Source organism: Mycolicibacterium neworleansense (assembly GCF_001245615.1).
GTDB classification, from domain to species: domain Bacteria; phylum Actinomycetota; class Actinomycetes; order Mycobacteriales; family Mycobacteriaceae; genus Mycobacterium; species Mycobacterium neworleansense.
On record NZ_CWKH01000001.1, the window covers coordinates 2,990,298 to 3,016,116 of the forward strand.

The window sequence follows — 25,819 nt, forward strand, 5'->3', positions numbered from 1 at the left end:
TCACTCGACCTCCAGTTCGGGGTTCTCGGCGCTGGTCACGTGACGCAGCCGCTTCATCTCCTCCCAGCGCGCACCCGTGGGGCGGTAACCCGTGCCCGGACCCGCGTAGTCATTGCGATCGTTGACCGCCGACAGCGGCTGCAGCTCGCGCGTCATGATCGCCGAGGTCTGCAGGAGGTCACCCGAAACCCGCTGGCGCAGCACGGCCAGGAGGTTCTCGGCGATGTCGGAGAACCCGGTGGCTTCCAATGCCTTCACCAGGTCCAGACCGGTGACTCCGCGATCCATCACCTGCTGTGCGCCCTTGAGGTCCTCCAGGACGTCACGCGGGACCAGTTCGCGGCTGCCATGGGCGTACACCGCGGCCTCGATCTCCGCGTCGGTGATGGCCGGCAGGTCGAGGTAGGCGAAGACCGCCTGCAGCGCCTTGCCCGCCCGGCTACGCGCGGCCAGAATCTCGGACTCGTTGACATGGCGCAGGCCGCCGTCGATCTGCAGGTCGCGCTGGATGGTGTTGAAGTCGTCGAAGTCCTCGGCATCGACGTTGGATCCGGCAAACATGTTGTCGTAGTTGGGCGTTGCCGAGTATCCGGAGGTGATGAAATCGGTGCCCGGCATCATCTGGGGCAACAGCCGCGCCGTCCGGCGCATCGGCGAATGCGAGAAGGACTGGTCATTGCCGGACGCGCACTCCAGGTCCACCGCCGACGCGATCAGGTTCTCGGCCGCCACCGCACGGATACCCGCCGGCACCGCACCCGGTACGCCGATGCACGAGATCGAACCGTTCTGCAGGCCCTGTACGCCGGCGCCTTTGGCCACCAAGATGCAGCGGATCTCCAGATACAGCATCGAACGGCCCTCGGCGTTGCCCATCTGCACTTCCGAACCAGTGCCCGAGGTGAACCGCATCTTGATCCCCCGCGAGGCATAGGCCGCGGCGAGAAAGGCCTTCGACCACGGTGTGTCATCGCCGTCGACGAACACCGACTCGGTGCCGTATACCGAGATGGTCTCGGCGTAGGCGGTGATCCCGCGCATGCCCAGCTCCAGCTCGGTGGCCTCCTCGAGTGCACACTGCGTCAGGCGCCCACCACAGCCGACCTGGCTGCCGATCTGCAATGCCATCGCGACCAGCGGGGCGTACCGCACCACGCCCAAAGTCGTTTCGACTTCCGAGAATCCGCGCAGCGACGCCTCGGCGGCTTCGCAGGCCACCTGCAGCGGGTTATCGCGCGCGCTGGTGCAGTGCGCCTGGTTGGCCGTGGTGCGACGGGCCCGCATCTTCTGCATTCCCATCATGATCTCGACGATGTTCAGCGTCTTGGCGACCGCGAGCAGCTTGGCCGGGGTCAGGCCGCCGGTCACCGCGATCACCTCGTCACGGGTCACGTGAGGGTCGACCAGCATCCGCGCGATCTCGACCGCCGGGATCGCCATGGCCTGTTCGGTGGTCGCCACGTCGATGGCGTGGTCAGCGATGAACTGGTCGATGAAATCGAAGTCGGCGCGGACCCGGCCGTCCATCTCGACGATCACCCCGTCGGCGACCCGCACGCTGGGCGCGGGATCGAACTCGCTGTCCAGCGCAACCATGCCCACCTCGGGCCACTCCTCGACGAAGCCGTCGAGGTTGACCGGCCGGTCCTCGAGTACCTTGGTGCGCTCAGACTGCCTGCGCTGGCCGGCCGTGGAATGTTGTGGCGATACTGCCGTCACCGGTGTTCTCCTATTCGCTGGTGGCCAGGATGTCGCGGCGCTCGTAGACGTCGGCGGCCTCGCGGACGAGATCGGCCAGCAACTCCGCCCCGTATTTCGTGTCCAACTCGTCGGCGATCGCGTCGAGTTCGGCCTTCGTGGAGGCGTTGGGCCGCAGCGCGTTGTAGATCTGCAGCACCCGCTCGTCGCTGATCGCGGTCATCTCCGCCGCGCGCCGCAGGTTCGAGCCGAGCTGGCGGCGCCCCACCTTTTCGGCGATCTGAGCCTGCAGTCGCAGGGTCTGCGGGGTGATCCGGAGGTCCGACGCGGCGACCTCACCAGACATCACCGCATCCATGGTGATATCGCCGATCGGCTTGCCGTTGGGCGTGAACAGCAGGTCCTCGCGATGGATGCTCAGCGGGTAATCGACCGAAGGATCAAGGATCGGTTCCGTCATTCACTACTCCAACTGACTCGGGGCGGTTCTCCCACCGATGTGCGACACAACGCGACCCAATTGTGCGCTGCATCACGTTGCATGAAGGTTGCGCCGCAGGTCAGTGCGGCTACTGCGGCGACTGTGTACTCGTCGACTAGATTGCCGCTGGCGCAGCCTCGACTACATTGCCGCTGCCGCAGCGGAAGCCACCGCGACGTCCTGCTCGACGCTGCCGGCACTGACCCCGACCGCACCGATCACCGTGCCGTCGGCTTCCAGCGGTATCCCGCCGCCGAACACGACTAAGCCGCCCGAGGTCTGCTCCAGGCCGTACAGTTCGCCGCCCGGCTGACAGGCCGCCATCAGCGCGCTGGTGGGCAGGTTCATCATGACCGCGGTCCGCGCCTTGCGGATCGAGATGTCGATGCTGGCCTTGATCGCACCGTCCATGCGGACGAACGCGACCAGGTGACCTCCGTCGTCGACCACGGCGATGTTCATCGGCTGGCCGATCTCCTCGGCCTTGACTACTGCGGCGTCGATCACCTTCTGCGCGGTCGGCAGCGGCAGGGAACCCATGGGTCTCCTCGTGAATCATGTTGATGGACAGTGCTTGTCAAGCAGTACCGCGAGTGTGAAGCTGTTACGAGCGTGCGGGTCAGATGTCGCAACAGCTTCACACTCGACGGCAGTTCAGGGGACCTCTACTACCGGTAATCGATGACGATCCGGCCGTCGATCTGCCCGCGTTCCATCCGCTCGAACACGTCGTTGATCTGATCGATGGACGTCGTCTCAACGATCGGGTGAATCAGGCCACGGTGGTAGAAATCGAGGGCCTCAACCATGTCCTGGCGCGAACCCACGATCGAGCCGCGGATGGTCAATCCCTTGAGCACGATGTCGAAGATCGGCGCCGGGAAGTCTCCCGGCGGCAGACCGACGAACACAATGGTGCCACCGCGGCGGGCCAGCCCGATGGCCTGGCCGAACGCCTGCGGATGCACCGCCGTCACCAGCACGCCGTGCACGCCGCCGGTGGCCTTCTGCACTTCGGCCACGACGTCGGACGTCGTGGCATTCACCGTCACCTCGGCGCCGAGTCGGCCGGCCAGTTCCAGCTTGGCGTCGTCGATGTCGATGGCGACCACCCGCAGACCCATCGCGCGGGCATACTGCACCGCGACGTGACCCAGTCCCCCGACCCCTGAGATCGCGACCCATTGACCGGGCCGGGTATCGGTCACCTTCAGGCCTTTGTAGACCGTCACCCCGGCACACAGGACGGGCGCCACCTCGACCGGGTCGGCGCCGTCGGGGATCCGAGCGGCATAGGCGGCGTTGACCAACATGTATGAGCCGAAGCTCCCGTTGACGCTGTAGCCACCGTTGCGCTGCTGCTCACACAGGGTCTCCCAGCCGGTGCGGCAGTACTCGCACGTGCCGCAGGCCGACCACAGCCAGGCGTTGCCGACCTTGTCGCCGATCTTCAGGACTGCCACGCCGGGCCCCAGCGCCACTACCGTGCCGTATCCCTCATGGCCCGGCACGAACGGCGGGCTGGGCTTCACCGGCCAATCGCCATGTGCGGCATGGAGGTCGGTGTGGCACACGCCGGAGGTCTCGAGCTTGACCAGTGCCTCGCCCGGTCCGGGCGTGGGTAGGTCGAGTTCGGAAACCTGCAGCGGCGCACCGAATTCGGTGACCACCGCCGCGCGCATCCGGCCAGCGCTGTTGGCGCCGACGCTGTCGTCGAGGGTCTGAGTCATGAGCCGTTCCCATCATTGAAAGGTGTTGCTGGCAGCCGATTTTTGTTGTTATTCGGTTGTGCGATCCCGCTGGCAGCACCGGCACGCACCGGTGCTGCCCGCGCGCAGCATGACGACCCTTCCGGACCGGACTCGTCGACCTCGACGGCCTAGAAGAAGCCCTGCGCCTTGTTGGCGTAGCTCACCAACAGGTTCTTGGTCTGCTGGTAGTGGTCGAGCATCATCTTGTGGTTCTCCCGGCCGATGCCGGACTGCTTGTAACCGCCGAACGCCGCATGCGCGGGGTAGGCGTGGTAGCAGTTCGTCCACACCCGGCCGGCCTTGATATCCCGGCCGGCGCGGTAGGCGGTGTTGCCGTTGCGGCTCCACACGCCGGCACCCAGGCCGTAGAGGGTGTCGTTGGCGATCGAGATGGCGTCGTCGTAGTCCTTGAACGAGGTCACGGCCACGACCGGCCCGAAGATCTCCTCCTGGAACAGGCGCATCTTGTTGTGCCCGGTGAAGATCGTCGGCGCCACGTAGAAGCCTCCGTTCAGATCGCCGCCGAGGTCGGCCCGCTCACCACCGGTGATCAGTTGGGCGCCTTCGGATTTGCCGATCTCGATGTAGGACAGGATCTTCTCCAGCTGATCGTTGGAGGCCTGCGCACCGATCATCGTCTCGGTGTCGAGCGGGTCACCCTGCCGCACCGCCTTGGTGCGGATGGCGGCCAGTTCCAGGAACTCGTCGTAGATGTCGGCCTGGATCAGCGACCGCGACGGGCAGGTGCACACCTCACCCTGGTTCAGGGCGAACATGGTGAACCCTTCCAGGGCCTTGTCCTGGAAATCGTCGGCGGCGGCCAGCACGTCCGAGAAGAAGATGTTCGGGCTCTTGCCGCCCAGCTCGAGGGTTACCGGGATCAGGTTCTGGCTGGCGTACTGCATGATCAGCCGGCCCGTGGTGGTCTCACCGGTGAAGGCGATCTTGGCGATCCGGTTGCTCGAGGCCAGCGGCTTGCCGCACTCGACGCCGAAGCCGTTGACCACGTTGACCACGCCGGCGGGCAGCAGGTCACCGATCAGTGACATCAGGTAGAGCACCGAAACCGGTGTCTGCTCAGCAGGTTTGAGCACCACCGCGTTGCCGGCGGCCAGGGCCGGGGCCAGCTTCCACACCGCCATGAGGATCGGGAAGTTCCAGGGGATGATCTGGCCGACGACGCCGAGCGGCTCGTGGAAGTGGTAGGCGACCGTGTCCTCGTCGATCTGCGAGAGCGAGCCTTCCTGGGCGCGCAGCACACCGGCGAAGTACCGGAAGTGGTCGACCGCGAGCGGGATGTCGGCGTTCAGCGTCTCACGGATCGGCTTGCCGTTGTCCCACGACTCGGCCAGCGCGACGGATTCGAGATTCTCCTCGATCCGGTCGGCGATCTTGTTGAGGATGACCGCGCGCTCGGCCGGCGAGGTCTTGCCCCACGCCGGGGCTGCGGCGTGAGCGGCGTCCAGCGCCTTCTCCACGTCGGCCTCGGTGGAGCGGGCCACCTCACAGAACACCTGACCGGTGACCGGCGTCGGGTTCTCGAAGTAGCGGCCCTCGGCGGGGGCGACCCACTCGCCGCCGATGTAGTTGTCGTAGCGGGCCTCGAACGACATCAGGGCGCCTTCGGCGCCCGGACGTGCATAAACAGTCATGGCAATCTCCTGCATCGGACACCAGATGTGTCGGTCATCACTAACGGTAGTCGGCAGTAGGTTGCAGCACAGTTGCACACGTCAAAAGCAACGTTGCAGCCCGCGAGCGGGGCGATCAGCCCAGTTCAGAGTCGATTCCGGCCAGATGTCCACTCGCCTGAGCCCGGGCCACCGGGTCTGCGTCGGCGTGGTCGTGCAGCACCCGCCAACCCTCCCGGTCGTCGCGGCCGTCGGGCAGCGCCAACCAGCGCCGCAACAGGCTGAGGTTGCCCCCGGCCAGTACCGACTCGCGCAGGCTGGCGCTCAGCTCTGTGCGCAGCCGCGCGACGGCCGGCGACACCGACTGCGGCAGCAGCGCCCCCGAGTATGCGTCCAGGGCAGCCGAGACGTTCCTGGCCTGCAGCGCGTCGTAGACGTCGCCCATATCGCTGGCGACCGGGGCCATCAACCGGTACGGCCGGGACTCAATGTAGGTACTTCCGATGACCCGCCGCAGCCGCGACACTTCGGCCCGCACGGTGACCACGTCAAGGTCTTTGTCGTCGAGGAGCATGGCCAGATGGTCGGCGCTCAGTCCCTCGGGATGCCGGATCAGCAGAACCAGGATGTCGGCGTGCCTCCCGGTCAGGACGCTGGATTGGGGGCGGCCGGCGGCGTCGGCCAGGTGCCAGCGTGGACGTTCGGCGCCCAACACGGTCAGCCGCGCCCCCTCGGCGGTCGCAGGCGCGGGTGGCGCGGTGAGCCGGAGCAGGGCCAGCTGGTTCTCGACCGCGACTGCAGTCGCCCTGACCAGTGCCAAGGTCTGGGTTGAGGCCACCTTGGACCCCCCGGTCAGATCGATGGCACCGAGCAGCGCCCCGGTGGCCGGGTCGTGCACCGGAACCGCGGTACAGCTCCACGGGTGCACGATCCGGGAGAAGTGTTCTGACCCCAGGATCTGCAGTTCGCGATCGAGCGCCAAAGCGGTGCCGGGGGCATTCGTCCCAGCCGTCCGCTCACTCCAGTCCGAACCGGGAACGAAGTTCATCGCCTCAGCTTTGCGGCGCACTCCGGAGTCGCCCTCGACCCACAGCAGGGTGCCGTCGGCGGCAGTGATGGCCACCAGGACGCCGGCGTCGACGGCATCCTCGACCAGCAGACGACGGATCAGCGGCAGCGTGGGCGCGAGCGGATGCGCGTTGCGCAATTCGGTCAGCGCGGCCGCCGCGGCGGCCGCCCGGGTGCCCAGGTCGGGATCCACCCCGGTGGCCAGGCTGCGCTGCCAGCTCTCCACGATGACGCGACGCACCGGGGTGGAATCCAGCGAAGCGGCGTCCACCTGGCCCTCGATGAACAGGTCATGGATGGCGCGCACCTTCGCCGGAAGGGCCCGGGTGGACATCCGGCCTCCCGCGTTCCTCGATGCGGCCACGGCGATCATCTCTCCCGGCGTCGGGCCATGGGTATGGCATTCACGCGTAACCGCCAGGATAGTTGACCCGTCTGGGCCTGTGATGGATACCACCCGCTGGTCAGCAGCCAGAACTCGGGGAAACCGGTCCGCTACCCGTATAGTCGGGGCACGGCGGCTTGTCTGTTCTGCCTTTGCCGCCTTCTCGATCGTCACACCGAGCGCCGCGAGATATCACTCGCGCCGGGCAGGACGACCGCCCTCTATTTTCGGAGCTTTCATTTTGTCTGTCCAAGAAACCCCGGGCACCGCTGTGCCCACATTCGCCGAGCTCGGCCTGCCCGCCGAGATCGTCGCCACCCTCGCCGCGAACGGAATCGAGACCCCCTTCCCGATCCAGGCCGCGACCCTGCCCGATTCACTCAAAGGCCGCGATGTCCTCGGCCGCGGCCGGACCGGGTCCGGCAAGACGTATGCGTTCCTGTTGCCCCTGGTGGCGCGGTTGGCGACCAGCGGCACCCGCCGGGCGCCGAACCGCCCCCGCGCGCTGATCCTGGCGCCCACCCGTGAACTGGTCACCCAGATCGAGGCCTCGCTCACCCCGCTGGCCAAGGCCACCGGCCTCCGGTCGGTCAACATCTTCGGTGGCGTGGGCCCCAACCCGCAGATCTCCGCGCTCAGAAGTGGCGTGGACATCGTGATCGCTTGCCCGGGCCGGCTCGAAGACCACATGCGGTCCGGCCACGCCGACCTGTCCGCGGTCGAGGTCACCGTGCTCGACGAGGCCGACCACATGGCCGACCTCGGCTTCCTGCCCGGCGTGAAGCGCCTGCTGGACCGCACGCCGAAAGACTGCCAGCGCCTGCTGTTCTCGGCCACTCTCGATGCCGGGGTCGACGTACTGGTCAAGCGCTATCTGCACGACCCCGTGGTGCACAGTGTCGATTCGGCGCAGTCCCCGGTGACCGCGATGGTCCACCACGTGCTGCACGTGGACAACGCCGCACGGGTCAACGTGGTTGCCGATCTGGCTGCCGCCCCGGGCCGGACCATCGTGTTCGCCCGCACCAAGCACGGTGCGAAAAACCTGACTCGCCAGCTCAATTCGCGTGGCGTGTCGGCAGTTGAGCTGCACGGCAACTTGTCTCAGAATGCCCGCACCCGGAACCTGACGGCGTTCTCCGACGGATCGGCGGCAGTTCTGGTGGCCACCGATATCGCCGCCCGCGGGATCCACGTCGACGACGTGAGCCTCGTGGTGCACGCCGATCCGCCGGTCGAGCACAAGGCCTACCTGCACCGGTCCGGGCGCACGGCCCGCGCCGGGAACGAGGGCACCGTGGTGACCCTCATGCACGACGCGCAGGTTTCCGATGTGCGCACCCTGACCAAGAAGGCCGGCGTCAAGCCCACGATCACCCGGGTGAACGGAACCGATCATCCGGTGCTTCGCGAGATCGCCCCCGGCGACCGCGTTTTCGGTGATCCCATTCGTCCCGAGCCGGTCGCCCAGGCCGCTCCGGCGCCGCGGCGCGGGGGCAACCCGGTCCGGATCCGGTGGTGGCGCCGGCGGCCAACAGCGCGGTGGACACCGCCGCCCCCGCCGCGCAGGCGATTCCAACTCCAGCCGCTAGACCGTCGCCAGAACGGAAGTGTGCGGTCCCGCTCGGTCCTCTCCACCGAACGGGACCGCACCGGCTTTTCCGAACCTGTCACACACGCCAGGCGTTGGCGGCACTGCGATCGGTGGCGTCCACTTCGTCGGCACCGTCGCGCACCGCATTGCCCAGGGAGAACAGGATCTCGTTGAGGGCCGCCGCGGCCTGGTTCCAGCGCGCCTGCTCGACTGCATAGGCTTGCGCTGCTTCGCGGGTCCAGACCTGCTGCAGCGGCGCGATCTGGGAACGTAATTCGTCGAGTGCGGCATTGAACCGGCTCGAGGTGGTGTGGATCTCCTGGCGGACCGAGTACTCGATCTCGCCGAAGTCATAGGACAGAACGTGATCCATCGCCGGGGCCGGTCAGATTCCGTCACCGACGGTGCCCAGCCGCTGCGCGTGCATGTCGGCAGCCGCGCGCAACGTGCGCTCATTGGTCCGGATCGTCTCCGCGATACGGCTCAACGTGGTGTGCAGGGTCAGCGATTCACTGTTCCAGCGGTCAACCACACTGCGAAAGCGCACCGCAGCCACCCCGCCCCAGACCGACGGCGGCACGCTGCTCATCTTCCCGATGAATGTCTGCAGCATGGCCCGGACATCGTCGTTGAGCACGTCGATCCGGCCGGCCACGCGATTCATCACCTCGAAGTCGGTGCCCAACGGCCCCGTCGGTCCTGGTGGCATTTCCTCTGCCCCTTCCGGTCTTGTGTTGCGGGATATAACAATTCGACGCAGCAGGGACAGGTTCGGTTCCATCTGATTTCTACAACGCTGTGTGGGCCGAGCGGGTGGCTGCCTCACACGCTGAGCGCACCGCCTCCGCATGCCCGGGAACGCTCTGGCATCCGATCGCGATCCGCACCGCACCGTCGACGAACACCGCCCAACGAATCTCCCGGCCGGTGCGGACCTCCCGGTAGCTGACCACCGGCCGTGCCGCAACGACCGCGGCCGGATCGAAGTCGGTGAAGACCCCATCGGGCTGCCCCTGCAGGGCCCGCCGCAGGATGTCGGCCACCGCACCGTCCCCGACACCGGACTGGGTCAGATGAATCATCACCATCGGATCGGTCGGCGAAACCACCTGAACCCGAGCTGATCCCGGGCCATCGGTGATGCGCCGCACGGTCCACCCGGCCGGGATCTGCACCGCGACCCGTCCCTCGACCAGGACCGCCATCGCCACGCCGTCACCGGGTCCGCCATGAGCGAAGGCGATGGTCCCGAGCACCGCTGCCAGAACCGCTGCGGCACCGATCGCGATCCGGCCCGGCGGTACCCGCCGGCCGATCCTTGCGGCAACGGCCGGTGCCTCGGACGCGAGCGGGGCCTCATGCCAGGCCACGGTGTCGGCCAGGGCGGCCGTGGAGCCGCGACGACGCAGTCCGGCCATCACCGCAGTGCCGAGAGACATCGCTCCGGCGACCTCTGCCGGGGCATCGACGACCACCTCGGCCGACGGCCCGGCAGTCGCAAACACCGCGCGTACCACCGTCTCCGGATCCGGCTCCCCCTCCCCGTGGCGGGCCAGCGTGACGCTTGCGCCGTCGGATCCCGAGACCATGACGACTTCGACGGCGATCTCGACCACCACCCAGGCCGCACTCGTGCACGCCGCGCTCACGACCTGAACCCGCTGCCGCACCGCTACTTCAGCACCCGACGCGGTGGCGGCGACCCGTACCCGCTCGCATTGATCGGCGGTCCACCAGGTAGGGAACACCAGGGTGAGGCGCCGTGCCCCCGCTGCCGCGGTGACGAGCACCTCGGCCCACAGGTCGGATACCGCAACTGGTCCGTCGTCGACCAGGGCGATCTCGTCGTCGATGCTCGCCACCGCCGTCGCAGCCACGTCCGAGACCGGGCCCGGTCCCCGCACGGTCACCGGACCCACCTCGACGACGACCGGCGTCACCACGCGACCTGAACCAGCTGCTCGGCGGCCGCCCGGGTGATCAGGGTGCCGCGCCCCGGCGGAAGCCGCACCGGGCGTACCGATCCCAGCAGCACGCCGTCGTCGGCGTTGGCACTCATCATCAGGCCCATGCAGCCGAGGTCTCTGACCGCGCCCAGGATCGGGTCGAACATCGCTCGCGCCGCACCGCCGGAACGGCGGGCCAGCAGCAGGTGCAGACCGAGATCACGCGCGTGCGGCAGATAGGGCAACAACGGAGTGAGCGGATTCACCCCGCCGGCCGCCACCAGGTCGTAATCGTCGACCACGACGTACAGTTCCGGCCCGCCCCACCACGCGCGGTCACGGAGCTGCCGCTGGGTGACCTCGGGCCCCGGCATCCGGTTGCTCAGGGTCTCAAGCATTCTCGGCAGGACGGCCTCCAGTGCGCCGACAGTGGGCGCGTACCCGGTCAGATGCTCCGACTCGACGACGCCCAGCAGTGCGCGGCGAAAGTCGACGATGAGCAGTTGCACGCTCGCCGCGTCGTTGACGGCCACCAGGTCATGGCACAGGGTGCGTAACACGGTGGACTTGCCGCAGCCGGTGTCACCGAGGATCACCAGATCGGGCTGGGCAGCGAAATCGACCCGCACCGGGGCGAGTTCGCGTTCGCCGAGGCCCAGCAGCACTTCGGTGGCGGGTCGGGTGCGCGATGCCGGAATCAGCTCGTGCCGGCGCACACTCGTCGGCAACAGCCGGATGGCCGGGGCTCGAGCCTCACCGTACTGGGCGCGCAAGATTTCCCCGACCCTGGCCAATGACGTGCCGATCCCGGTATCGATCGCAATCCCGTCCAGCCGCGGCAGCGCGATCAGCAGCTCGCGGCCCTCACGGGTCAGCCCCCGTCCCGGCGTGCTCTGGGCGAGCTGCCGCGCTCGCTTGCGGTCCATCTCGGATTCGGCGGGATCACCGAGCCGCAGTTCGATGCGGGTGCCCAATTGATCCTTGAGTGCCGGGCGGAACTCCGCCCACCGTGACGCCGTCGCGACCACGTGGACACCGAGCGAAAGCCCCTGTACCGCAAGCGCGGTGATCGACGGCTCCATGGAGTCCAGTTCGCCGCGCAACGTCGTCCACCCGTCGATGATCAGGAACACGTCGCCGAACGGATCATCGATGTCCCCGGCTTGACGGCGTGCCCGGTATTCGGCCATGGAAGTGATGCCGAGCGTGGTGAACCGCGCCTCGCGGATGCTGACCAGGGCATGCAGCTCGGCCACGGTGCGCCGGACCAGATCGCCGTCCGCCCGCCCGGCTACGGCACCCACGTGCGGCAGCCCGCGCAGTGCGCTCAACGCTCCCCCGCCGAAATCCATGCAGTAGATGGCCACGTCGTGTGGATGATGAGTAGCGGCCAGTGCCACCGCCAACGTCGTGGCCGCCGTGGATTTACCGGACTGGGGGCCACCGACGATCGCGACATTGCCCTGGGCGGCGCCCAGGTCGAGCATCAGTCGGTCCCGGCGCTGCTCGAAGGGACGGTCGACCAGCCCGATCGCCACCGCCAGTGCCTCGGAATCGGACAACAACACATCACTGAGCGGTACGGCGCCCGGCAGCGGGGGCAGCCATACCTGATGTGCCGGTGTCCCGTATCCCGCCAGCCGGTCGACAACTTGTTGCAGCACACTGGTCGTCGTCGGCGCTACCGGGCGGGGGCCGGCTGTTGCCCATGCCCCGGTGAATCGCCGCGGCATCGGCGCCTCCTGCGGTGTGCGCGAGGGTTGTTCGGCGACCTGGCTGTCGGCCGAGACGAACGCGGTCTGGAACCTGATGATCTCGCCGGCCGGTGTCTTGAGATAAGCCGCTCCCGGTGCGTTGGGGAGTTCGTACGCGTCGGCGATGCCGAGCACCGAGCGGGATTCGCTCGGCGAGAAGGTCTTGAGGCACACCCGGTAGGACAGGTGGCTTTCCAGCCCACGCAGCCTGCCTTCGTCGAGGCGCTGGCTGGCCAGCAGCAGATGTATGCCCAGTGACCGCCCGAGCCGGCCGATCGCCACGAACAGATCCGCGAAATCCGGGTGCTGTTGTAGGAGTTCGGAGAACTCGTCCACGACGATCAGCAGCGCGGGCAAAGCGGGCAGATCCGCGCGCCGTCGGTACTCGGCGACGTTGGCCAGGTTTCCGGCCGCCCGGAGCAGTTCTTGTCGCCGGGTCAGCTCTCCGGCCAACGCATCGGCCATCCGGGCCACCAGCGGTGCCTCCTCGGCCAGGTTGGTGATCAACGCGCTGATGTGGCGCGTCCGGTGCAACCCGAGAAATGTTGCACCACCTTTGAAGTCGACGAGAACCAGGTTCAGCGCCTCGGGCGGATGGGTGGCGATCAAGCCGAGCACAAGGGTGCGCAGAAACTCCGATTTCCCCGAGCCGGTGGCACCGACGCACAGCCCATGGGGGCCGAACCCGTCGTGTGCGGCTTCCTTGAGGTCGAGGTGCACCGGCGTGCCATCTGCGCACCGGCCGACCGGGACCCGCAGGAACCGCTGCGGATCCGACGCCGTCCAGTTCGTCGCCGGATCGATGGCGGTGGGGTCGGCGATACCGATCAGTGCTGCCCAGCCGGTGTCGTCGGGTGCCTGAGCACAGCGGTATCGGGCCAGTCTGCGGGCACACGTGGCGGCCTGCCCGAGGGTTATCCGGTCGGGTCGTGCCGTGGCATCACCGCATCGCACCATCTCGGCGTCCAGCTCCAGATGCAGGTCGACGTCGGCGCCGTCGATACCGGCGCGGCCGGCGATGGTCAGCACGGTCACACTCGGAACCTGCGTTGCGACCGAAGGCGTGGCGGAGTCGACGATGACGACGGTATGCACCGGCGAAGCTGCGTCCGGCAGGTCGGTCAGTGTGCGCAACCGCAACGCGGTGGTCCCGCCGTCCGGATGCCGATGGTGGGCAAGCCATTTCATCCATTCCCAGTCGGCAGCGGTCGACACGTCGACGACAATGGCAATTCGGAGGTGTCTCGGGCTGTGTGCGGTCGCCAGCTGGCAGATCATGGCACGCAACAAGGCCCGGGCCGCGTCGGCCGGCCCGCCGACGGTCACGTGTCCGAGCCCGCGCAGGTTCACCGTCACCGGCACGCCGGTGACAATCGCCCTACGCCGGATCAGCTGCGCCACAGCCGATGTCGTCACCGGATCGGCGTCGCGTCCCGGGTCCGTGGCGCCGGCGACCAGCCGTGTGGCCAGCGGCCGGTCCCCCACCCCGATCCGCACCTCGCAGAACTCCGGGGCATCCGGGCGGCGCTGCCACATCCGGTCGCTACCCGCCAGCGTCCACAGTCGCTCCGGTGCGGGATGTTCTGCATGCAGCTCCAACCATTGTGAGCGTCCGGTTTCGCCCGCCGCGGTGTCGATCCCATCGAGGTAGCGCAGATACTCACAGCGCTCACGGTGGAGCTGCTGAGCCCGGCCACCACTCTTGAAGCCGTAGGCGACGGTGCCGATCGCCGACACCGCCATCATGATCGGGAACATCGCAGACGCCGGTCCGCGGGTGGCAGCCGTCCCCGAGGTCACGTACACGGCGATCATCCCGGCCATCGCCACCACGAGCACGAGCGGCAACAGCCTGGTCAGCGGGCTCACCGGAGTGTGCCGGGGCAAGGCAGGCGGGGCATCGATGAGCAGCTCCCCGGTCGCGGGCCCCGACGTCGGGAGCGCGCGGGTGGCGTGCGGTGTGCGGATCGGTTCCATCGACGTTTGGACGCATGCCGAGTCTCTCGGGTTCCCGTCTCGCTCCGAAATTTTGGTGCGCAGGTCTGCCCGCCGGGTCGGTTAACGTGACATGCATCGGCGTCTACCGGGGGGGGTGATGCGATGCCGGATTCCTTGCGCCATGTATCGATTCACTTCGGGACGCCGCACGAGCCGGGCCGCGGTGTCACCGTCGACCTGTCCTTGCCCACCGCCGTGACCGTGGGCGAGCTGCTGCCATGGATCGTCGATGCGCTCGGAGTCGCGGACGGGACCCCGCGTCGCTGGCAGCTGGCACAGCTGGGTGGTCGCCGGCTGGACGAGTCGGTCACTCTGGTGCAGAACGATATTCGGGACGGCGATCTGCTGGTCCTGGATTCCTCCTGCGAGCAGCCAACGCCGCAGCGGCCACTGATCACCGCGCTGACCGTTGATTCGTCCGATGACGGTTTTCCCGCCGGCCTCCGTGTTGCTGCCTGCCTGTGGGCCTCCGCACTGAGCCTCGTGGCGTTGATGTGGGCCGGGCTGGGCCGTGTCGGACTCGACCGCGTCGCCGCCACCGCGGCACTGGCTGTGGCCGTCACCGGCATCGCGGTGACGGCACCACGTCTGGGTCTGCGCCCGATCACCGTCGCGACACTCAACGTCGTAGCCGTGGCATATGTGGCGGTTGCCGGCTTCCTCGTGGTTCCGGCCGGGCCCGCTCCGGCGAACTTCTTCCTGGCTGCGACGGCAGCCGGCTCGCTGGGAGCAGTCCTGCTCCGCCTATCGCGTGACGGCTCACAGCTCCTGCTCGCGATCGTGACGGTCGCCGGACTGCTGGCCGTGGCGACAGGTGTGGCGGTGCTCTGGCCGTTGGCCACGCCGGCACTGGGTGCCGTGGCGAGTGCGCTCGGGGTGGGCCTGCTGCCGCTGACTCCACGGCTGTCGATCGCGCTGGCCGGACTGACGCCTCCGATACCGGCCTACCCCGATGCGGAGGAAACCCTGGAAGACAACGGGTTCGATGTCGAGGGCCGGGCGCTCGCCGGACACCGGAACCTGGTGAGCCTGATAGCGGGGTGTTCCGCCACGGCCGCACTGGGAACCGCGGTCCTAGCCCTCACAGCTCTGCAACAGGTCACGGTGATCGAGGTCGCCTTCGCCGCGGCCGTCGGGGTGGCGCTGCTACTGCGGTCACGAAGCTACGGGTCCGTGTACTGCCGCACAGTTCCCGCGATCTGCGGATTCCTCTCGCTCACCGCGGCTTTCGTCCTCGTGGTGGCATGGCTGCCCGCACACGGCAGTTGGACCGGCATACTCGCCGTGGGCGCCGGGATCGCCGTCGTCTGGCCGGTGACGATCCAGAGCCCCGTGGCAGCGCGGCTCGCCGACGCCCTCGAGTACGCCGCGCTGACCGCGGTGGTGCCGCTGGCATGCTGGCTCGCCGGCGCCTTCGACCTCATTCGCGACCTGGGATTGCGGTGAAACGCTCAGCCCGACTGATCGCGACGTTGATCGCCGGACTTCCGCTGGTGCCCGTTGCCCCGGCGGCTGCGGTCATACCGCCGGCAATCGACAAGACCTTGCTTCCGCAGCCCGCTCCGCCGGCTCCCCTCACCTCCACCGAGCAGCGCCGGCCCTGCTTCCGATCCACCACCGGCGCCACCACTCCGCCGGGCACCGCCCTCGAGCTCGATGCGGTATGGCCGCTCACCCGCGGCGCCGGTCAGAAGATCGCGGTGATCGACACCGGAGTCGCCCGGCACCGGCTACTGCCGAACCTGATCGGCGGCGGCGACTATGTGTCCCGCGGTGACGGCACCGCCGATTGCGACGGTCACGGCACGATCGTTGCCGGAATCGCCGCTGCCACACCGAGCGACGGATTCAGCGGGGTTGCCCCCGACGCCGCCGTCCTGGCCATCCGTCAGACGAGCAACAAGTTCGCCGCAGACACCGGAGCGAACGGTGTCGGCGATGTCGACACCCTCGCCATGGCGGTGCGCACCGCGGCCGATCTGGGTGCCACCGTCATCAACATCTCCTCGGTTGCGTGCGTGCCGGCCACCGCCACACCCGATGACCGCGCCCTCGGTGCCGCGTTGAGCTACGCGGTCGATGTCCGCAACGTGGTGGTGGTCGCCGCGGCAGGCAACGTCGGTGGCGGCTGTGCGCAGCCGGATGGAACCGTCGGAGCGCCCGGCGAGCCCGACTGGAACAGCGTGCGCTCGGTTTCCAGCCCGGCCTGGTACGACGATCTCGTGCTGTGCGTGGGATCGGTCGGATCCGACGGCACCCCATCGGATTTCAGCCTGGCGGGTCCCTGGGTGGACGTGGCCGCGCCGGGCGAGAACCTGGTGTCGCTGCATCCCGACGGCGAACAGTTGATCGACAGGCTCGGACGCGGCGCCCCGATCTCCGGAACCAGCTATGCCGCGCCGGTGGTGGCCGGGCTCGCCGCGCTGGTGCGGTCCCGGTTTCCTCAGCTGAGTGCCCGAGAGGTGATGCGCCGCATCGAAGACACGGCCCACACCCCCGCCGACGGCTGGAATCCGTTTGTCGGGCACGGTGTTATCGACGCGCCGGCCGCGGTCAGTAGCGGCACGGCGTCGCCCGTGGCCGCGCCGACCGCTCCGGTTTCGGTGGCACCGACGGCGCCCGCAGCGGTTGATCCCCGGCCCGGGCGGATCGCATTCGGCGGTGCGGCCGTGTGCGTCGGCGCGACGGTCCTGACCGCACTGGTGTTGGCCACCAACCGGTTACGCCGGTGTCGTCCGGAGACCGGGGACGGCGTCCCGAGCGACTGAGGCCGCGTCACGGCTGAGTTCGGGGCCGCGCGGCAGCATGGCCAGCATGGGCCATGGTGCGGGAACGGCTCTGTTCCCGAGGCCGAGGTGTTCGGCAGTCGTCCCGTCGTGGATCCCGAACAGCACACCGAGATCGCTCAGCAGATACAGCGGTCCACCGGCGGTGCCCCCGCGGACCACACTGCCGGCCTGCAGCAGCACGCTGCGACCCGCGGGGATCTGCACGCGATCGACGTTCGGCCCGTCGCCGTCGGCCTGGGCCAACTGCACGCTGTCACCCTGCAGTGAATCCGCGGTCGCCACAGTCGTATTCGTATCGCCGTCAGGTTGCCTCGGATCCCAGCGTGCGCATAAGACGGCTCGTCCACGGGGCAGTACCCGCTCGGGAAACCGGGCCACCTCGAGGTGGTCAGCCACCGGCACATCGGCCACCACATCGGCGGGGACGACGGGAGGTTCGTCATGCTGCTGTACCACGCTGAAGCGGATGACGTCGGACGCCACCCGGCCGACACGTTGCAATCCGTCGGCAAGCACCACATAGAACTCGGTGGGCCCGGCACGCACCACGCGGATCACGGTCCCCACGGTCAGGCCGCCCAGCGCGGCGGGTCCGGGAGTGCCCACGCCGGCGATCAACGGGGCCTGCAGCGCGGGCACTTCGGGCACAGCGTCCAGCAGGGTCTGCGAAACCGGGAGCGGTGACACACCTTCCAGGTGCAAAGCCCGCACGACGGCGATGTCGCGCAGATCCACCCGGGCACGCCGTCCGTCGGCGAGCAGGTAGGTCGACGCTCCTACCGCGCGTGCTGACACCAACAGGGCCTGACCGTCCAGCAGCGGAGACGTCTCGGGTCCGGTCCCGCCCGCCACCAGCACGGTCTCGGCCGGCTCAGCGACATCGCACGTCGCCCAGCCCGACTCGTCGAGACTCAGCGGTGTTCCGATCTGGGCAGGTGCACCCGGAATCCCGACCTGCGGCCCGCGCCGGACCTTGGCAATCGCCGCGTCGTCGACCACCACCGGGTCCGCCGGCGCGCCGACGATGAGCCGGGCCGAGGCGAGGTTGGGCACCGGGTGCACGGCGTCGGCGATCCGCACGTAGAGGGCACCGGTGTCACGCGCCATCAGGATCGGCGCATCGCCAGGCGCCGAACCCGGACGCACCACCGCGAGCACCGCGCACACCGCGATCGCGATGGCTGCCACCGCGCACCCGGCAGCGTAGGCCACCGCCTGGGCACGCAATGGATCGTCGAGCATCCGGGCATCACCGCGAACCATCGCGTGTGCCATGCGCCGCAACAGGAATCGATGCCCGCTGAGCTGTAGCCGAGTGGCCGATCGCCGTGCCATGTGTCCCCCGGCGATCACCCTAACCCGGCCTGGAGCACCTCCCGCGCAGTGATTGCGGCCTCACGGGATCACGACACGGCCGTGAGATCGAAAATGCCCTCGGCGCTCAGCAGCCGACAGCACATGATGTAACTGATTCAGTCCTCGCGCTGACGCTGCCGGTAGGCCGCGACGTGCTGCCGGTTGCCGCAGTTGCCCGTGTCGCAGAAGATGCGCGAGCGGTTGCGCGACAGGTCGGTCAACACGGCCTCGCAGTCGGGCGCCGCGCAGATCTTGAGACGACGCAGCTCGCCGCCACGGATCAGGTCGGCCAGCGCCATCGCCATCTCCGCGCCCATCCGCTGAGCCAGCGGGTCATCAACCGAAGCCAGGTGCAGGTGCCACTCCGGCATCTCTTTGTGCCGGGTCAGCCACGGCGCCGCCTTGGTGTCGCTCAGCAGGGCGTTGACCCGACGGACTGCTTCCTCCTCGTCGTCGGCCACCGTCCAGATCTCCCCGAGGCGCGTGCGCAGTGCGCGGACAGCCTTCAGTTCGGCGTCGTCGCGGTCACGCCGGCCGGTCCAGCCGAAGTCATCCAGGTAGGCGCTCAGATCGGACTGGTCAGCCAGTTGTTCGCCCTCTACCCGATCGGTGTTCACCAACACCATCGCGGCGCGGAGCGTGAGCTCCGTGTCATAGGTAAAAAGCATTTGACTCATGACCCCCTGTCGCCGTAAGTTCTACCTTACTGTCATTACCATAATCAATTTTACTCATGACACGCCCCGGGGAGGTGTACCGATGACTGCCGAAGCCCAGCTCGATCGCACGACCGCCGACAACCACTTCCGGCTCGGACTACTGTTCGCCGTGAGCTCCGCGCTCGCATTCGGCTCATCGGGCCCCTTCGCCAAAGCACTGATGGAAGCCGGTTGGAGTCCCACCGCGGCCGTCACCGCCCGGCTCGCCGGCGGCGCGATCATCATGGCCGTCTTCGCCAGCATCGTGCGGCCCGGCTGGCTCCGCGAAGTGCTCGGCCATGCCAAGACCGTCGTCGGCTACGGCCTGATCCCGATCGCCGGGGCGCAACTCTGCTACTACAACGCCGTCGCGCATCTTTCGGTCGGCGTGGCACTGCTCCTCGAGTACACCGCGCCGATCCTCGTCGTCGGCTGGGTCTGGGCCACCACCCGGCACCGCCCCAGTGCCATGACTTTCGGCGGGGTGGCCGTCGCCATCGCCGGCATCATCCTGGTGCTCGACGTCTTCAGCGGAGCCCAGATCAACCTCACCGGTGTGACCTGGGGTCTGGCCGCCGCCGTGTGCGCCGCCTGCTACTTCATGATGTCCAACAAGGCCAGCACCGACGGCGACGGACTCAGCCCGATCAGCCTGGCCGCAGGCGGCCTGATCATCGGGACCGCGGCCGTGACACTGCTCGGTGTCGCCGGAGTCATGCCGCTGACCTTCACCACCAACCCGGTCACCATCGCCGGGTACACCACCGCGTGGGTGGTGCCGGTGATCGCACTGGGGCTGATCCCCACCGCCCTGGCCTACACCCTCGGCATCGTCGGGATCGCCAGGCTCAAGCCGCGCTTCGCCTCCCTGGTCGGCCTCTCGGAGGTCCTGTTCGCGGTCCTGATCGCCTGGATCATGCTCGGCGAGGCCATGTCGGTGAGCCAGGCAATCGGCGGCGTAGTGGTTCTCATGGGACTGGCGGTGGCCCGTCAGGGCGACCGCACCGAGCCGACGGACCCCGGAGCAGCCAGCCAGATCGAGCTCGCGACCTGGCCCGATATGGCTTTGCAGGAGACTTCGGAACGGCCAAACGATTAGCCGCGGCTAACCATTTTGTGTGAATATGTCCCCCGTGAGTCTCCTCCGGAAGTCGGCCCGGGTGGCCGCGATCGTCTCAACCCTGGTCAGCGCGGCTTTCCCGCTGGCGCTCGCCGCGCCCGCCGCGGCGGCACCGTGCTCCGACGTCGAGGTCATCTTCGCCCGCGGCACCAATGACGCACCCGGACTGGGCCGGCCAGGCCAGGCCTTCGCCGACGGACTGAGCTCCCGACTCGGCGGCCGCACCGTCAGCACCTACGCGGTGAACTACCCGGCCAGCTACGACTTCCTGGCGGCCGCCGACGGCGCCAACGACGCCGCCAACCGCATCGCCACGCTGGCGTCCAGCTGCCCGTCCACCAAGGTGGTACTCGGCGGCTACTCCCAGGGTGCCGCGGTCGTGGACATGCTGGCGGGCATCCCGCCGCTCGGCAACCGGGTCGGCGAAATCGGGTCGGCCCCGCCCCTTTCCGGAGACCTGGTGCCCCAGGTCGCCGCCGTTGCCGTGTTCGGGAACCCGTCGGCCAAGTTCGGCATTCCGATCACCTCGTCGGTCTTCGGTGGCAAGGCGATCGACATCTGCAAGGACGGGGACCCGATCTGCTCACGCGGCCGGAACCCGTTCGCGCACAGTGATTACGTCGGCATGGCCGATCAGGCTGTGAACTTCGTCGCGGGAATCGTTTAGTGGCAAACAGACGTTAGGATTCGGTGTGGCCATTGATCTTGTTCGTCGCTGCACTGTGTTCGTGGCGGCAGCGCTGACCGCTGCCGCCGCCGTCGTCGCCCCCGTCGTGGTGCCCACCAACCCCGGCACGGGTCTCGGAGCGGCGCTGCCGACCGCCAAAGCCGCGGACTGCCCCGATATCGAGGTGGTTTTCGCCCGCGGCACCAATGACACGCCTGGCCTCGGCCGGATCGGCAACGCCTTCGTCAGCTCGCTGCGCAACAAGGTCGGTGGCCGTTCGGTCGGTGCCTATGCGGTGAACTACCCGGCCAGCTTCGACTTCCTGGCCGCCGCCGGTGGCGCCAACGACGCCTCGGGCCACATCCAGTGGATGGTGGACAACTGCCCCAACACCCGCCTGGTGCTGGGCGGATACTCCCAGGGCGCCGCGGTCATCGACGTGATCGCCGCCGTCCCGTTCCCGGCCGTCGGGTTCACCGCACCGCTGCCGCCGAACGTCCCCGAGCACGTCGCCGCGGTCGCCGTCTTCGGCAACCCCTCGGCCAAACTCGGTTTGCCGCTGACCTCCAGCCCGGTGTACGGATCTCGTGCCATCGACCTGTGCAACCCCGGCGATCCGATCTGCGGCGACGGCGACAGTGTGCCGGCGCACCGGGCGTACGAAGGCCCGGCCAACGATGCCGCGAACTTCGTCGCGGGGCTGCTGTAGTGCACGTCCGCTACGATCGCTGAGGTGGTCAAACTTCCCATGGATAGCCACGTCGCCCGAACGCTTCGGCGCTGGATCGGTGTGGCAGCCATCATTGCCGCGGCTGTAGCCGTCCTGCCGGTCACCTCGGCTGCCATTCCCGGCGCTGTAGCTACTGCCAATGCCGCCCCGTGCCCTCCGGTCGAAGTGGTATTCGCCCGTGGCCGTACCGAACCCGCCGGCGTCGGCACTCTCGGAAACGCGTTCGTGAACGCGCTGCGTTCCAAGGCCAACAAGAACATCGGCGTGTATGCCGTCAAGTACCCCGCCGACACCGAAGTCGACATCGGCGCCAACGACATGAGCGGCCACATCCAGTACATGATGGACAACTGCCCGGATACCCGGTTGGTGATCGGCGGGTACTCACTGGGCGCGGCTGTTGCCGACGTGGTGCTGGCCGTCCCGTTCACCGGGTTCGGCTTCAAGACGCCGCTGCCCGCCGGCGCAGACGGGCACATCGCTGCTGTTGCCCTGTTCGGCAACGGGGCCGCGTGGGTCGGACCCATCACCCGCTTCAGCCCGATCTACGCCGACCGGACCATCGAGCTGTGCCACGGTGCCGACCCGATCTGCAACCCGGCCGACCCGGACACCTGGAAGAACAACTGGCCCGATCACCTGGCCGGCGCCTACATCGATGGCGGGATGGTCAACCAGGCGGCCGATTTCGTCGCCGGCCGGCTCTGACGCGACACACTTCGTCGCCGGATCGTTGCCGGACCGGCACCTATTCTCGACGCGATCGTCAATACCATCTAACGCGTGATTGGCCATCGTATGTTGGCCGCACTGACCACCGCTCTGACTGCGGTCGTGGCGCCGATAGTCGTGGCGCCCAGCATGATTGGCGCCGCCACGGCCGCCAGTTGTCCGCCTGCAGAGGTGGTGTTCGCCCGCGGCCGCATGGAGCCCCCGGGTCCCGGGCAGGTCGGCGCTGCGTTCGTCAACGCTCTTCGCACCCTGCGCGGCCCGAACATCAGCCTCTACCCCGTGAAGTACCCGGCCGACACCCAGGTCGACATGGGCGCCAACGACATGAGCCGGCGCGTGCAGTGGATGATGCGCAACTGCCCGAGAACCAAACTCGTGCTGGGCGGATACTCACTGGGCGCCGCGGCAACCGATCTCGTTCTGGCAATGCCCATCTCGGCATTCACCTTCAACAGCCCGCTGCCGGCCGGCTCCGAACGACACGTCGCAGCGGTGGCGCTGTTCGGCAACGGCGCCAACTGGGCCGCGCCGATCACCCTGCTGAACCCGGCCTATCGGAACCGCACCATCGACTTGTGCCACTCCGATGACCCGGTCTGCAACCCGAGCAGCCCGTACAACTGGCGAGCCGGGTGGCAGGATCACCTGGCGCCCGGCTACATCCGGTCAGGCATGGTGGCCCAGGCCGCGAGGTTCGTCTCCGCACGGCTCTGAGGGCGGCGGATAACCTTCGGCCGAAGTTCCCGACGGCATGCGGGCACCGCATTCCACCCTGAGAGGTCGCTGGACCATGTGACCTACGAGCCAGGAGTAGAACACGGTGTACTGCCGCGCTCAGTCGACCGTCCGCACATCGCGGGTGATCAGATTGCGAGCCTCGAGCTCATCATCGGCCGGGTAATCGACCTGGACCAGCGTGAGCCCACGGGCAGGGGCAGCGGCGAAATCACTGGACCGGCTCGTCTCACCCAGCAGCCCGGCGGTCCACGACGCTGGTCGCCTACCTTCCCCCACCGCGAGCAGCGCACCAACCAAGGAGCGAACCATGTTCCAGCAGAACGCATCCGCGGTGACATAGGCCGTCACGTAGAAGCCGTCACGCACCCACTCCAGCCGTTGCAGGTCGCGGATGGTCGTCGCACCCGGGCGATGGCGGCAGAACGCCGCAAAATCGTTGAGCCCCAGCAATTCCCGTGAGGCCGCGGTCATCGCGTCGAGGTCCAGCGGTTTGGACCATGGTGTGACGAACCGCGCCTCGGCCGGCTCGACGCCGTAGGGGGCGAGGCTGAGTCGGTACGTGTAGTGCCGTCGCAGCGCGGAAAATCTGGCGTCGAAACCCGCTGGTGCGCGCACGATGTCGCGGATCCGGACATCGGTCGACAGCAACCGCCCCAATCGCCGCACCAGCGGCGTGAATTCGGCATCGCCGGGGCGGGTGGTCCGCGGATAGGCATGTGACAGCGCGTCGGCGGGAATGTCGACGTGGGCGACCTGACCGGAGGCATGCACCCCGGTGTCGGTTCGGCCCGCGGTGCGCGTCACCACCGGCGTACGGAAGACCGTCGAGAGTGCCTCGTCGATCACCCCGGCCACGGTGCGCTGACCGGCCTGCACCGCCCAGCCCGCGAAATCCGTTCCGTCATAGGCAATGTCCAGGCGCAAACGAACATGCCCGCCACCGGATTCGGTGGCGGGCATGTCCATGTTCTCGCTACGACTTGGCAGCGTCGTCCTCAGCCGCAGCCTCAGCCGTCTCGGCGTCAGCGACGGCGGCGTCCTCGGCCTCAGCCTCGGCGACCGGGGTCTCCTCGGCGGCTTCCTCGGCCTCTTCAGCCTTGGGAGCCTCGGCCTCGGCAGCCTTGGCCTGCGCGGCGGCCGCACGACGAGCGCGGTCGGCCTCGGAGGTCACGGTCTTCTCCCGCACCAGCTCGATGACCGCCATGGGCGCGTTGTCGCCCTTACGGTTCTCGACCTTGATGATGCGGGTGTAGCCACCCTCGCGATCGGCGAAGAAGGGACCGATCTCGGCGAACAGGACGTGCACGACGTCCTTGTCGCGGATCTTCTTCATCACCTCACGCCGGTTGTGCAGTTCACCCTTCTTGGCGTGGGTGATCAGCTTCTCGGCGTACGGACGCAAAGCCCGGGCCTTGGGTTCGGTCGTCTTGATGCGGCCGTGCTCGAAGAGCGAGGTGGCCAGGTTGGCCAGGATCGCCTTCTGGTGCGAGGACGACCCGCCGAGGCGGGCACCCTTGGTGGGCTTGGGCATTGCGACTATCTCCTAAATGGGGCCGGTCCCCGTATCAGGTAGGACCGGGACGGTAATTCTTTAGAGCTGCTCGGTCTCGGCGTAGTCCTGGGTGTCATCCAGGTCATAACCGCCGGCATCCGCGGTCCAGGTGCCGGTGGCGGCGTCGTAACCGGCGACCTCGGACGGATCGAACGTGGCCGGGCTGTCCTTGAGCGAGAGACCCAGCTGGTGCAGCTTGATCTTCACCTCGTCGATGGACTTCTGGCCGAAGTTACGGATGTCCAGCAGGTCGGACTCCGTGCGGGCGACGAGCTCGCCCACCGTGTGCACCCCCTCGCGCTTGAGGCAGTTGTACGAACGGACGGTCAGGTCCAGATCGTCGATCGGCAGCGCGAAGCTGGCGATGTGGTCTGCCTCGGCCGGCGACGGGCCGATCTCGATGCCCTCGGCCTCGACGTTGAGTTCCCGTGCCAGACCGAACAGCTCGACCAGGGTCTTGCCGGCCGACGCCAGGGCGTCCCGCGGGCTGATCGAGTTCTTGGTCTCGACATCGAGGATCAGCTTGTCGAAGTCGGTGCGCTGCTCGACGCGGGTGGCCTCAACCTTGTAGGTCACCTTCAGCACGGGGCTGTAGATGGAATCGACCGGGATACGGCCGATTTCGGCACCCGAGGCCTTGTTCTGAACGGCGGGGACGTAGCCACGGCCACGCTCGACGACGAGCTCGACCTCCAGCTTGCCCTTGTCGTTCAGGGTGGCGATGTGCATGTCCGGGTTGTGCACGGTCACACCGGCCGGAGGCACGATGTCACCGGCGGTGACCGCACCCGGGCCCTGCTTGCGCAGGTACATGGTGACGGGCTCGTCCTCTTCGGAGGACACGACCAGGCCCTTCAGGTTCAGGATGATGTCGGTGACGTCTTCCTTCACCCCGGGGACGGTGGTGAACTCGTGCAGCACACCGTCGATGCGGATGCTCGTGACCGCTGCGCCCGGAATGGACGACAGCAGCGTGCGCCGCAGCGAGTTACCCAGCGTGTAACCGAAACCGGGCTCCAGCGGCTCGATGACGAACTTGGAGCGGTTGTCGGCGAGGGTTTCCTCGGACAGTGTGGGTCGCTGAGAGATCAGCATTTTCTATTTCTCCTTCTCGGCACCCGCTATTTGATG

General features: G+C 68.0%; 23 protein-coding genes. 8 read left to right on the plus strand and 15 right to left on the minus strand.

Features of this window, described 5'->3' with window-relative positions; genetic code table 11:
* The 6 genes from BN2156_RS14285 to BN2156_RS14310 all read right to left on the minus strand — a co-directional run bounded on the left by BN2156_RS14285 (position 1) and on the right by BN2156_RS14310 (position 6,963).
* The gene (locus BN2156_RS14285) at positions 1–1,719 is read right to left on the minus strand and encodes a propanediol/glycerol family dehydratase large subunit (RefSeq protein ID WP_090514868.1); all 1,719 of its coding nucleotides are present in this window, start codon (positions 1,717–1,719) and stop codon (positions 1–3) included.
* 10 nt (positions 1,720–1,729) lie between these two features.
* Positions 1,730–2,158, minus strand: coding sequence for a diol dehydratase small subunit (locus tag BN2156_RS14290; protein ID WP_090514872.1), 429 nt, complete (start codon positions 2,156–2,158; stop codon positions 1,730–1,732).
* A gap of 162 nt (positions 2,159–2,320) precedes the next feature.
* Entirely contained in the window at positions 2,321–2,719 is a 399-nt protein-coding gene (locus BN2156_RS14295) for a GlcG/HbpS family heme-binding protein (protein ID WP_090514874.1), read from the minus strand.
* A 128-nt stretch (positions 2,720–2,847) separates the two neighbouring features.
* Positions 2,848–3,909: an alcohol dehydrogenase AdhP gene (gene adhP / locus BN2156_RS14300; RefSeq protein ID WP_235625308.1), complete on the minus strand. Its 1,062-nt coding sequence runs from the start codon at positions 3,907–3,909 to the stop codon at positions 2,848–2,850.
* A gap of 149 nt (positions 3,910–4,058) precedes the next feature.
* A complete protein-coding gene (gene adh, locus BN2156_RS14305; RefSeq protein ID WP_090515930.1) occupies positions 4,059–5,582 on the minus strand; it encodes an aldehyde dehydrogenase in 1,524 nt (507 codons plus the stop codon).
* Positions 5,583–5,697: 115 nt separating this feature from the next.
* Positions 5,698–6,963, minus strand: coding sequence for a helix-turn-helix domain-containing protein (locus BN2156_RS14310; RefSeq protein ID WP_090514877.1), 1,266 nt, complete (start codon positions 6,961–6,963; stop codon positions 5,698–5,700).
* Positions 6,964–7,255: 292 nt separating this feature from the next.
* Between BN2156_RS14310 and BN2156_RS14315 the strand changes: the two genes are divergently transcribed.
* On the plus strand, positions 7,256–8,782 hold the full coding sequence (locus BN2156_RS14315; protein ID WP_407661694.1) for a DEAD/DEAH box helicase: 1,527 nt from the start codon (positions 7,256–7,258) through the stop codon (positions 8,780–8,782).
* On the opposite strand, the gene BN2156_RS14320 is transcribed toward BN2156_RS14315, so the two are convergent.
* The 4 genes from BN2156_RS14320 to eccCa all read right to left on the minus strand — a co-directional run bounded on the left by BN2156_RS14320 (position 8,685) and on the right by eccCa (position 14,285).
* The gene (locus BN2156_RS14320) at positions 8,685–8,981 is read right to left on the minus strand and encodes a WXG100 family type VII secretion target (protein WP_090514879.1); all 297 of its coding nucleotides are present in this window, start codon (positions 8,979–8,981) and stop codon (positions 8,685–8,687) included. The two genes, BN2156_RS14315 and BN2156_RS14320, sit on opposite strands and share 98 nt — an antisense overlap.
* Positions 8,982–8,993: 12 nt before the next feature.
* Positions 8,994–9,317: a WXG100 family type VII secretion target gene (locus BN2156_RS14325; protein ID WP_090514882.1), complete on the minus strand. Its 324-nt coding sequence runs from the start codon at positions 9,315–9,317 to the stop codon at positions 8,994–8,996.
* A 79-nt stretch (positions 9,318–9,396) separates the two neighbouring features.
* Positions 9,397–10,548 (minus strand): type VII secretion-associated protein, encoded by a 1,152-nt coding sequence (locus BN2156_RS14330; protein ID WP_090515932.1) that lies wholly within the window; start codon positions 10,546–10,548, stop codon positions 9,397–9,399.
* Positions 10,545–14,285 carry a type VII secretion protein EccCa gene (eccCa, locus tag BN2156_RS14335; RefSeq protein WP_090514884.1) on the minus strand — a complete coding sequence of 1,247 codons (3,741 nt, stop codon included), beginning with the start codon at positions 14,283–14,285 and terminating at the stop codon, positions 10,545–10,547. Before eccCa ends, BN2156_RS14330 begins: the two co-directional genes overlap by 4 nt.
* A gap of 123 nt (positions 14,286–14,408) precedes the next feature.
* Between eccCa and eccD the strand changes: the two genes are divergently transcribed.
* Positions 14,409–15,752 (plus strand): type VII secretion integral membrane protein EccD, encoded by a 1,344-nt coding sequence (gene eccD, locus BN2156_RS14340; RefSeq protein ID WP_090514887.1) that lies wholly within the window; start codon positions 14,409–14,411, stop codon positions 15,750–15,752.
* Positions 15,701–17,074, plus strand: a complete 1,374-nt coding sequence (gene mycP / locus BN2156_RS14345; RefSeq protein WP_090514889.1) for a type VII secretion-associated serine protease mycosin — start codon at positions 15,701–15,703, stop codon at positions 17,072–17,074. The genes eccD and mycP overlap by 52 nt, the downstream gene beginning before the upstream one ends.
* On the opposite strand, the gene eccB is transcribed toward mycP, so the two are convergent.
* Together eccB and BN2156_RS14355 are read right to left on the minus strand one after the other, a co-directional pair.
* The gene (eccB, locus tag BN2156_RS14350) at positions 17,027–18,430 is read right to left on the minus strand and encodes a type VII secretion protein EccB (RefSeq protein ID WP_090514892.1); all 1,404 of its coding nucleotides are present in this window, start codon (positions 18,428–18,430) and stop codon (positions 17,027–17,029) included. The two genes, mycP and eccB, sit on opposite strands and share 48 nt — an antisense overlap.
* Positions 18,431–18,567: 137 nt before the next feature.
* Positions 18,568–19,119 (minus strand): CGNR zinc finger domain-containing protein, encoded by a 552-nt coding sequence (locus BN2156_RS14355; RefSeq protein ID WP_162490862.1) that lies wholly within the window; start codon positions 19,117–19,119, stop codon positions 18,568–18,570.
* A gap of 91 nt (positions 19,120–19,210) precedes the next feature.
* Between BN2156_RS14355 and BN2156_RS14360 the strand changes: the two genes are divergently transcribed.
* The 5 genes from BN2156_RS14360 (at position 19,211) to BN2156_RS14380 (ending at position 23,112) form a co-directional block, all read left to right on the plus strand.
* Positions 19,211–20,248 (plus strand): EamA family transporter, encoded by a 1,038-nt coding sequence (locus tag BN2156_RS14360; protein WP_090514897.1) that lies wholly within the window; start codon positions 19,211–19,213, stop codon positions 20,246–20,248.
* 25 nt (positions 20,249–20,273) lie between these two features.
* Complete coding sequence (locus BN2156_RS14365) at positions 20,274–20,936, plus strand: cutinase family protein (protein ID WP_090514899.1); 663 nt, start codon at positions 20,274–20,276, stop codon at positions 20,934–20,936.
* Positions 20,937–20,961: 25 nt separating this feature from the next.
* Positions 20,962–21,645, plus strand: coding sequence for a cutinase family protein (locus tag BN2156_RS14370; protein WP_090514902.1), 684 nt, complete (start codon positions 20,962–20,964; stop codon positions 21,643–21,645).
* A gap of 39 nt (positions 21,646–21,684) precedes the next feature.
* Entirely contained in the window at positions 21,685–22,374 is a 690-nt protein-coding gene (locus BN2156_RS14375) for a cutinase family protein (RefSeq protein WP_090514905.1), read from the plus strand.
* Between the two features lie 90 nt (positions 22,375–22,464).
* Positions 22,465–23,112, plus strand: a complete 648-nt coding sequence (locus BN2156_RS14380) for a cutinase family protein (protein ID WP_090514907.1) — start codon at positions 22,465–22,467, stop codon at positions 23,110–23,112.
* A 120-nt stretch (positions 23,113–23,232) separates the two neighbouring features.
* Here the strand turns inward: BN2156_RS14380 and truA are convergent, their stop codons facing one another.
* The 3 genes from truA to BN2156_RS14395 are packed head-to-tail and all read right to left on the minus strand — an operon-like array spanning position 23,233 to position 25,783.
* On the minus strand, positions 23,233–24,096 hold the full coding sequence (gene truA, locus BN2156_RS14385; protein ID WP_090515934.1) for a tRNA pseudouridine(38-40) synthase TruA: 864 nt from the start codon (positions 24,094–24,096) through the stop codon (positions 23,233–23,235).
* Positions 24,097–24,109: 13 nt separating this feature from the next.
* Complete coding sequence (gene rplQ / locus BN2156_RS14390) at positions 24,110–24,667, minus strand: 50S ribosomal protein L17 (protein ID WP_090514910.1); 558 nt, start codon at positions 24,665–24,667, stop codon at positions 24,110–24,112.
* 60 nt (positions 24,668–24,727) lie between these two features.
* Positions 24,728–25,783, minus strand: coding sequence for a DNA-directed RNA polymerase subunit alpha (locus tag BN2156_RS14395; protein WP_019347690.1), 1,056 nt, complete (start codon positions 25,781–25,783; stop codon positions 24,728–24,730).
* Between the last annotated feature and the right edge of the window lie 36 nt (positions 25,784–25,819).

Bases quoted from the DNA above. Each gene is read 5' to 3' on its own strand.
- BN2156_RS14290 (WP_090514872.1), bottom strand. From the start codon at position 2,158: ATGACGGAACCGATCCTTGATCCTTCGGTCGATTACCCGCTGAGCATC.
- BN2156_RS14295 (WP_090514874.1), bottom strand. From the start codon at position 2,719: ATGGGTTCCCTGCCGCTGCCGACCGCGCAGAAGGTGATCGACGCCGCA.
- adhP (WP_235625308.1), bottom strand. From the start codon at position 3,909: ATGACTCAGACCCTCGACGACAGCGTCGGCGCCAACAGCGCTGGCCGG.
- adh (WP_090515930.1), bottom strand. From the start codon at position 5,582: ATGACTGTTTATGCACGTCCGGGCGCCGAAGGCGCCCTGATGTCGTTC.
- BN2156_RS14310 (WP_090514877.1), bottom strand. From the start codon at position 6,963: ATGTCCACCCGGGCCCTTCCGGCGAAGGTGCGCGCCATCCATGACCTG.
- BN2156_RS14320 (WP_090514879.1), bottom strand. From the start codon at position 8,981: ATGGATCACGTTCTGTCCTATGACTTCGGCGAGATCGAGTACTCGGTC.
- BN2156_RS14325 (WP_090514882.1), bottom strand. From the start codon at position 9,317: ATGCCACCAGGACCGACGGGGCCGTTGGGCACCGACTTCGAGGTGATG.
- eccCa (WP_090514884.1), bottom strand. From the start codon at position 14,285: ATGGAACCGATCCGCACACCGCACGCCACCCGCGCGCTCCCGACGTCG.
- eccD (WP_090514887.1), top strand. From the start codon at position 14,409: ATGCCGGATTCCTTGCGCCATGTATCGATTCACTTCGGGACGCCGCAC.
- mycP (WP_090514889.1), top strand. From the start codon at position 15,701: ATGCTGGCTCGCCGGCGCCTTCGACCTCATTCGCGACCTGGGATTGCG.
- eccB (WP_090514892.1), bottom strand. From the start codon at position 18,430: ATGGCACGGCGATCGGCCACTCGGCTACAGCTCAGCGGGCATCGATTC.
- BN2156_RS14355 (WP_162490862.1), bottom strand. From the start codon at position 19,119: ATGCTTTTTACCTATGACACGGAGCTCACGCTCCGCGCCGCGATGGTG.
- BN2156_RS14360 (WP_090514897.1), top strand. From the start codon at position 19,211: ATGACTGCCGAAGCCCAGCTCGATCGCACGACCGCCGACAACCACTTC.
- BN2156_RS14365 (WP_090514899.1), top strand. From the start codon at position 20,274: ATGTCCCCCGTGAGTCTCCTCCGGAAGTCGGCCCGGGTGGCCGCGATC.
- BN2156_RS14375 (WP_090514905.1), top strand. From the start codon at position 21,685: ATGGATAGCCACGTCGCCCGAACGCTTCGGCGCTGGATCGGTGTGGCA.
- BN2156_RS14380 (WP_090514907.1), top strand. From the start codon at position 22,465: ATGTTGGCCGCACTGACCACCGCTCTGACTGCGGTCGTGGCGCCGATA.
- truA (WP_090515934.1), bottom strand. From the start codon at position 24,096: ATGCCCGCCACCGAATCCGGTGGCGGGCATGTTCGTTTGCGCCTGGAC.
- rplQ (WP_090514910.1), bottom strand. From the start codon at position 24,667: ATGCCCAAGCCCACCAAGGGTGCCCGCCTCGGCGGGTCGTCCTCGCAC.
- BN2156_RS14395 (WP_019347690.1), bottom strand. From the start codon at position 25,783: ATGCTGATCTCTCAGCGACCCACACTGTCCGAGGAAACCCTCGCCGAC.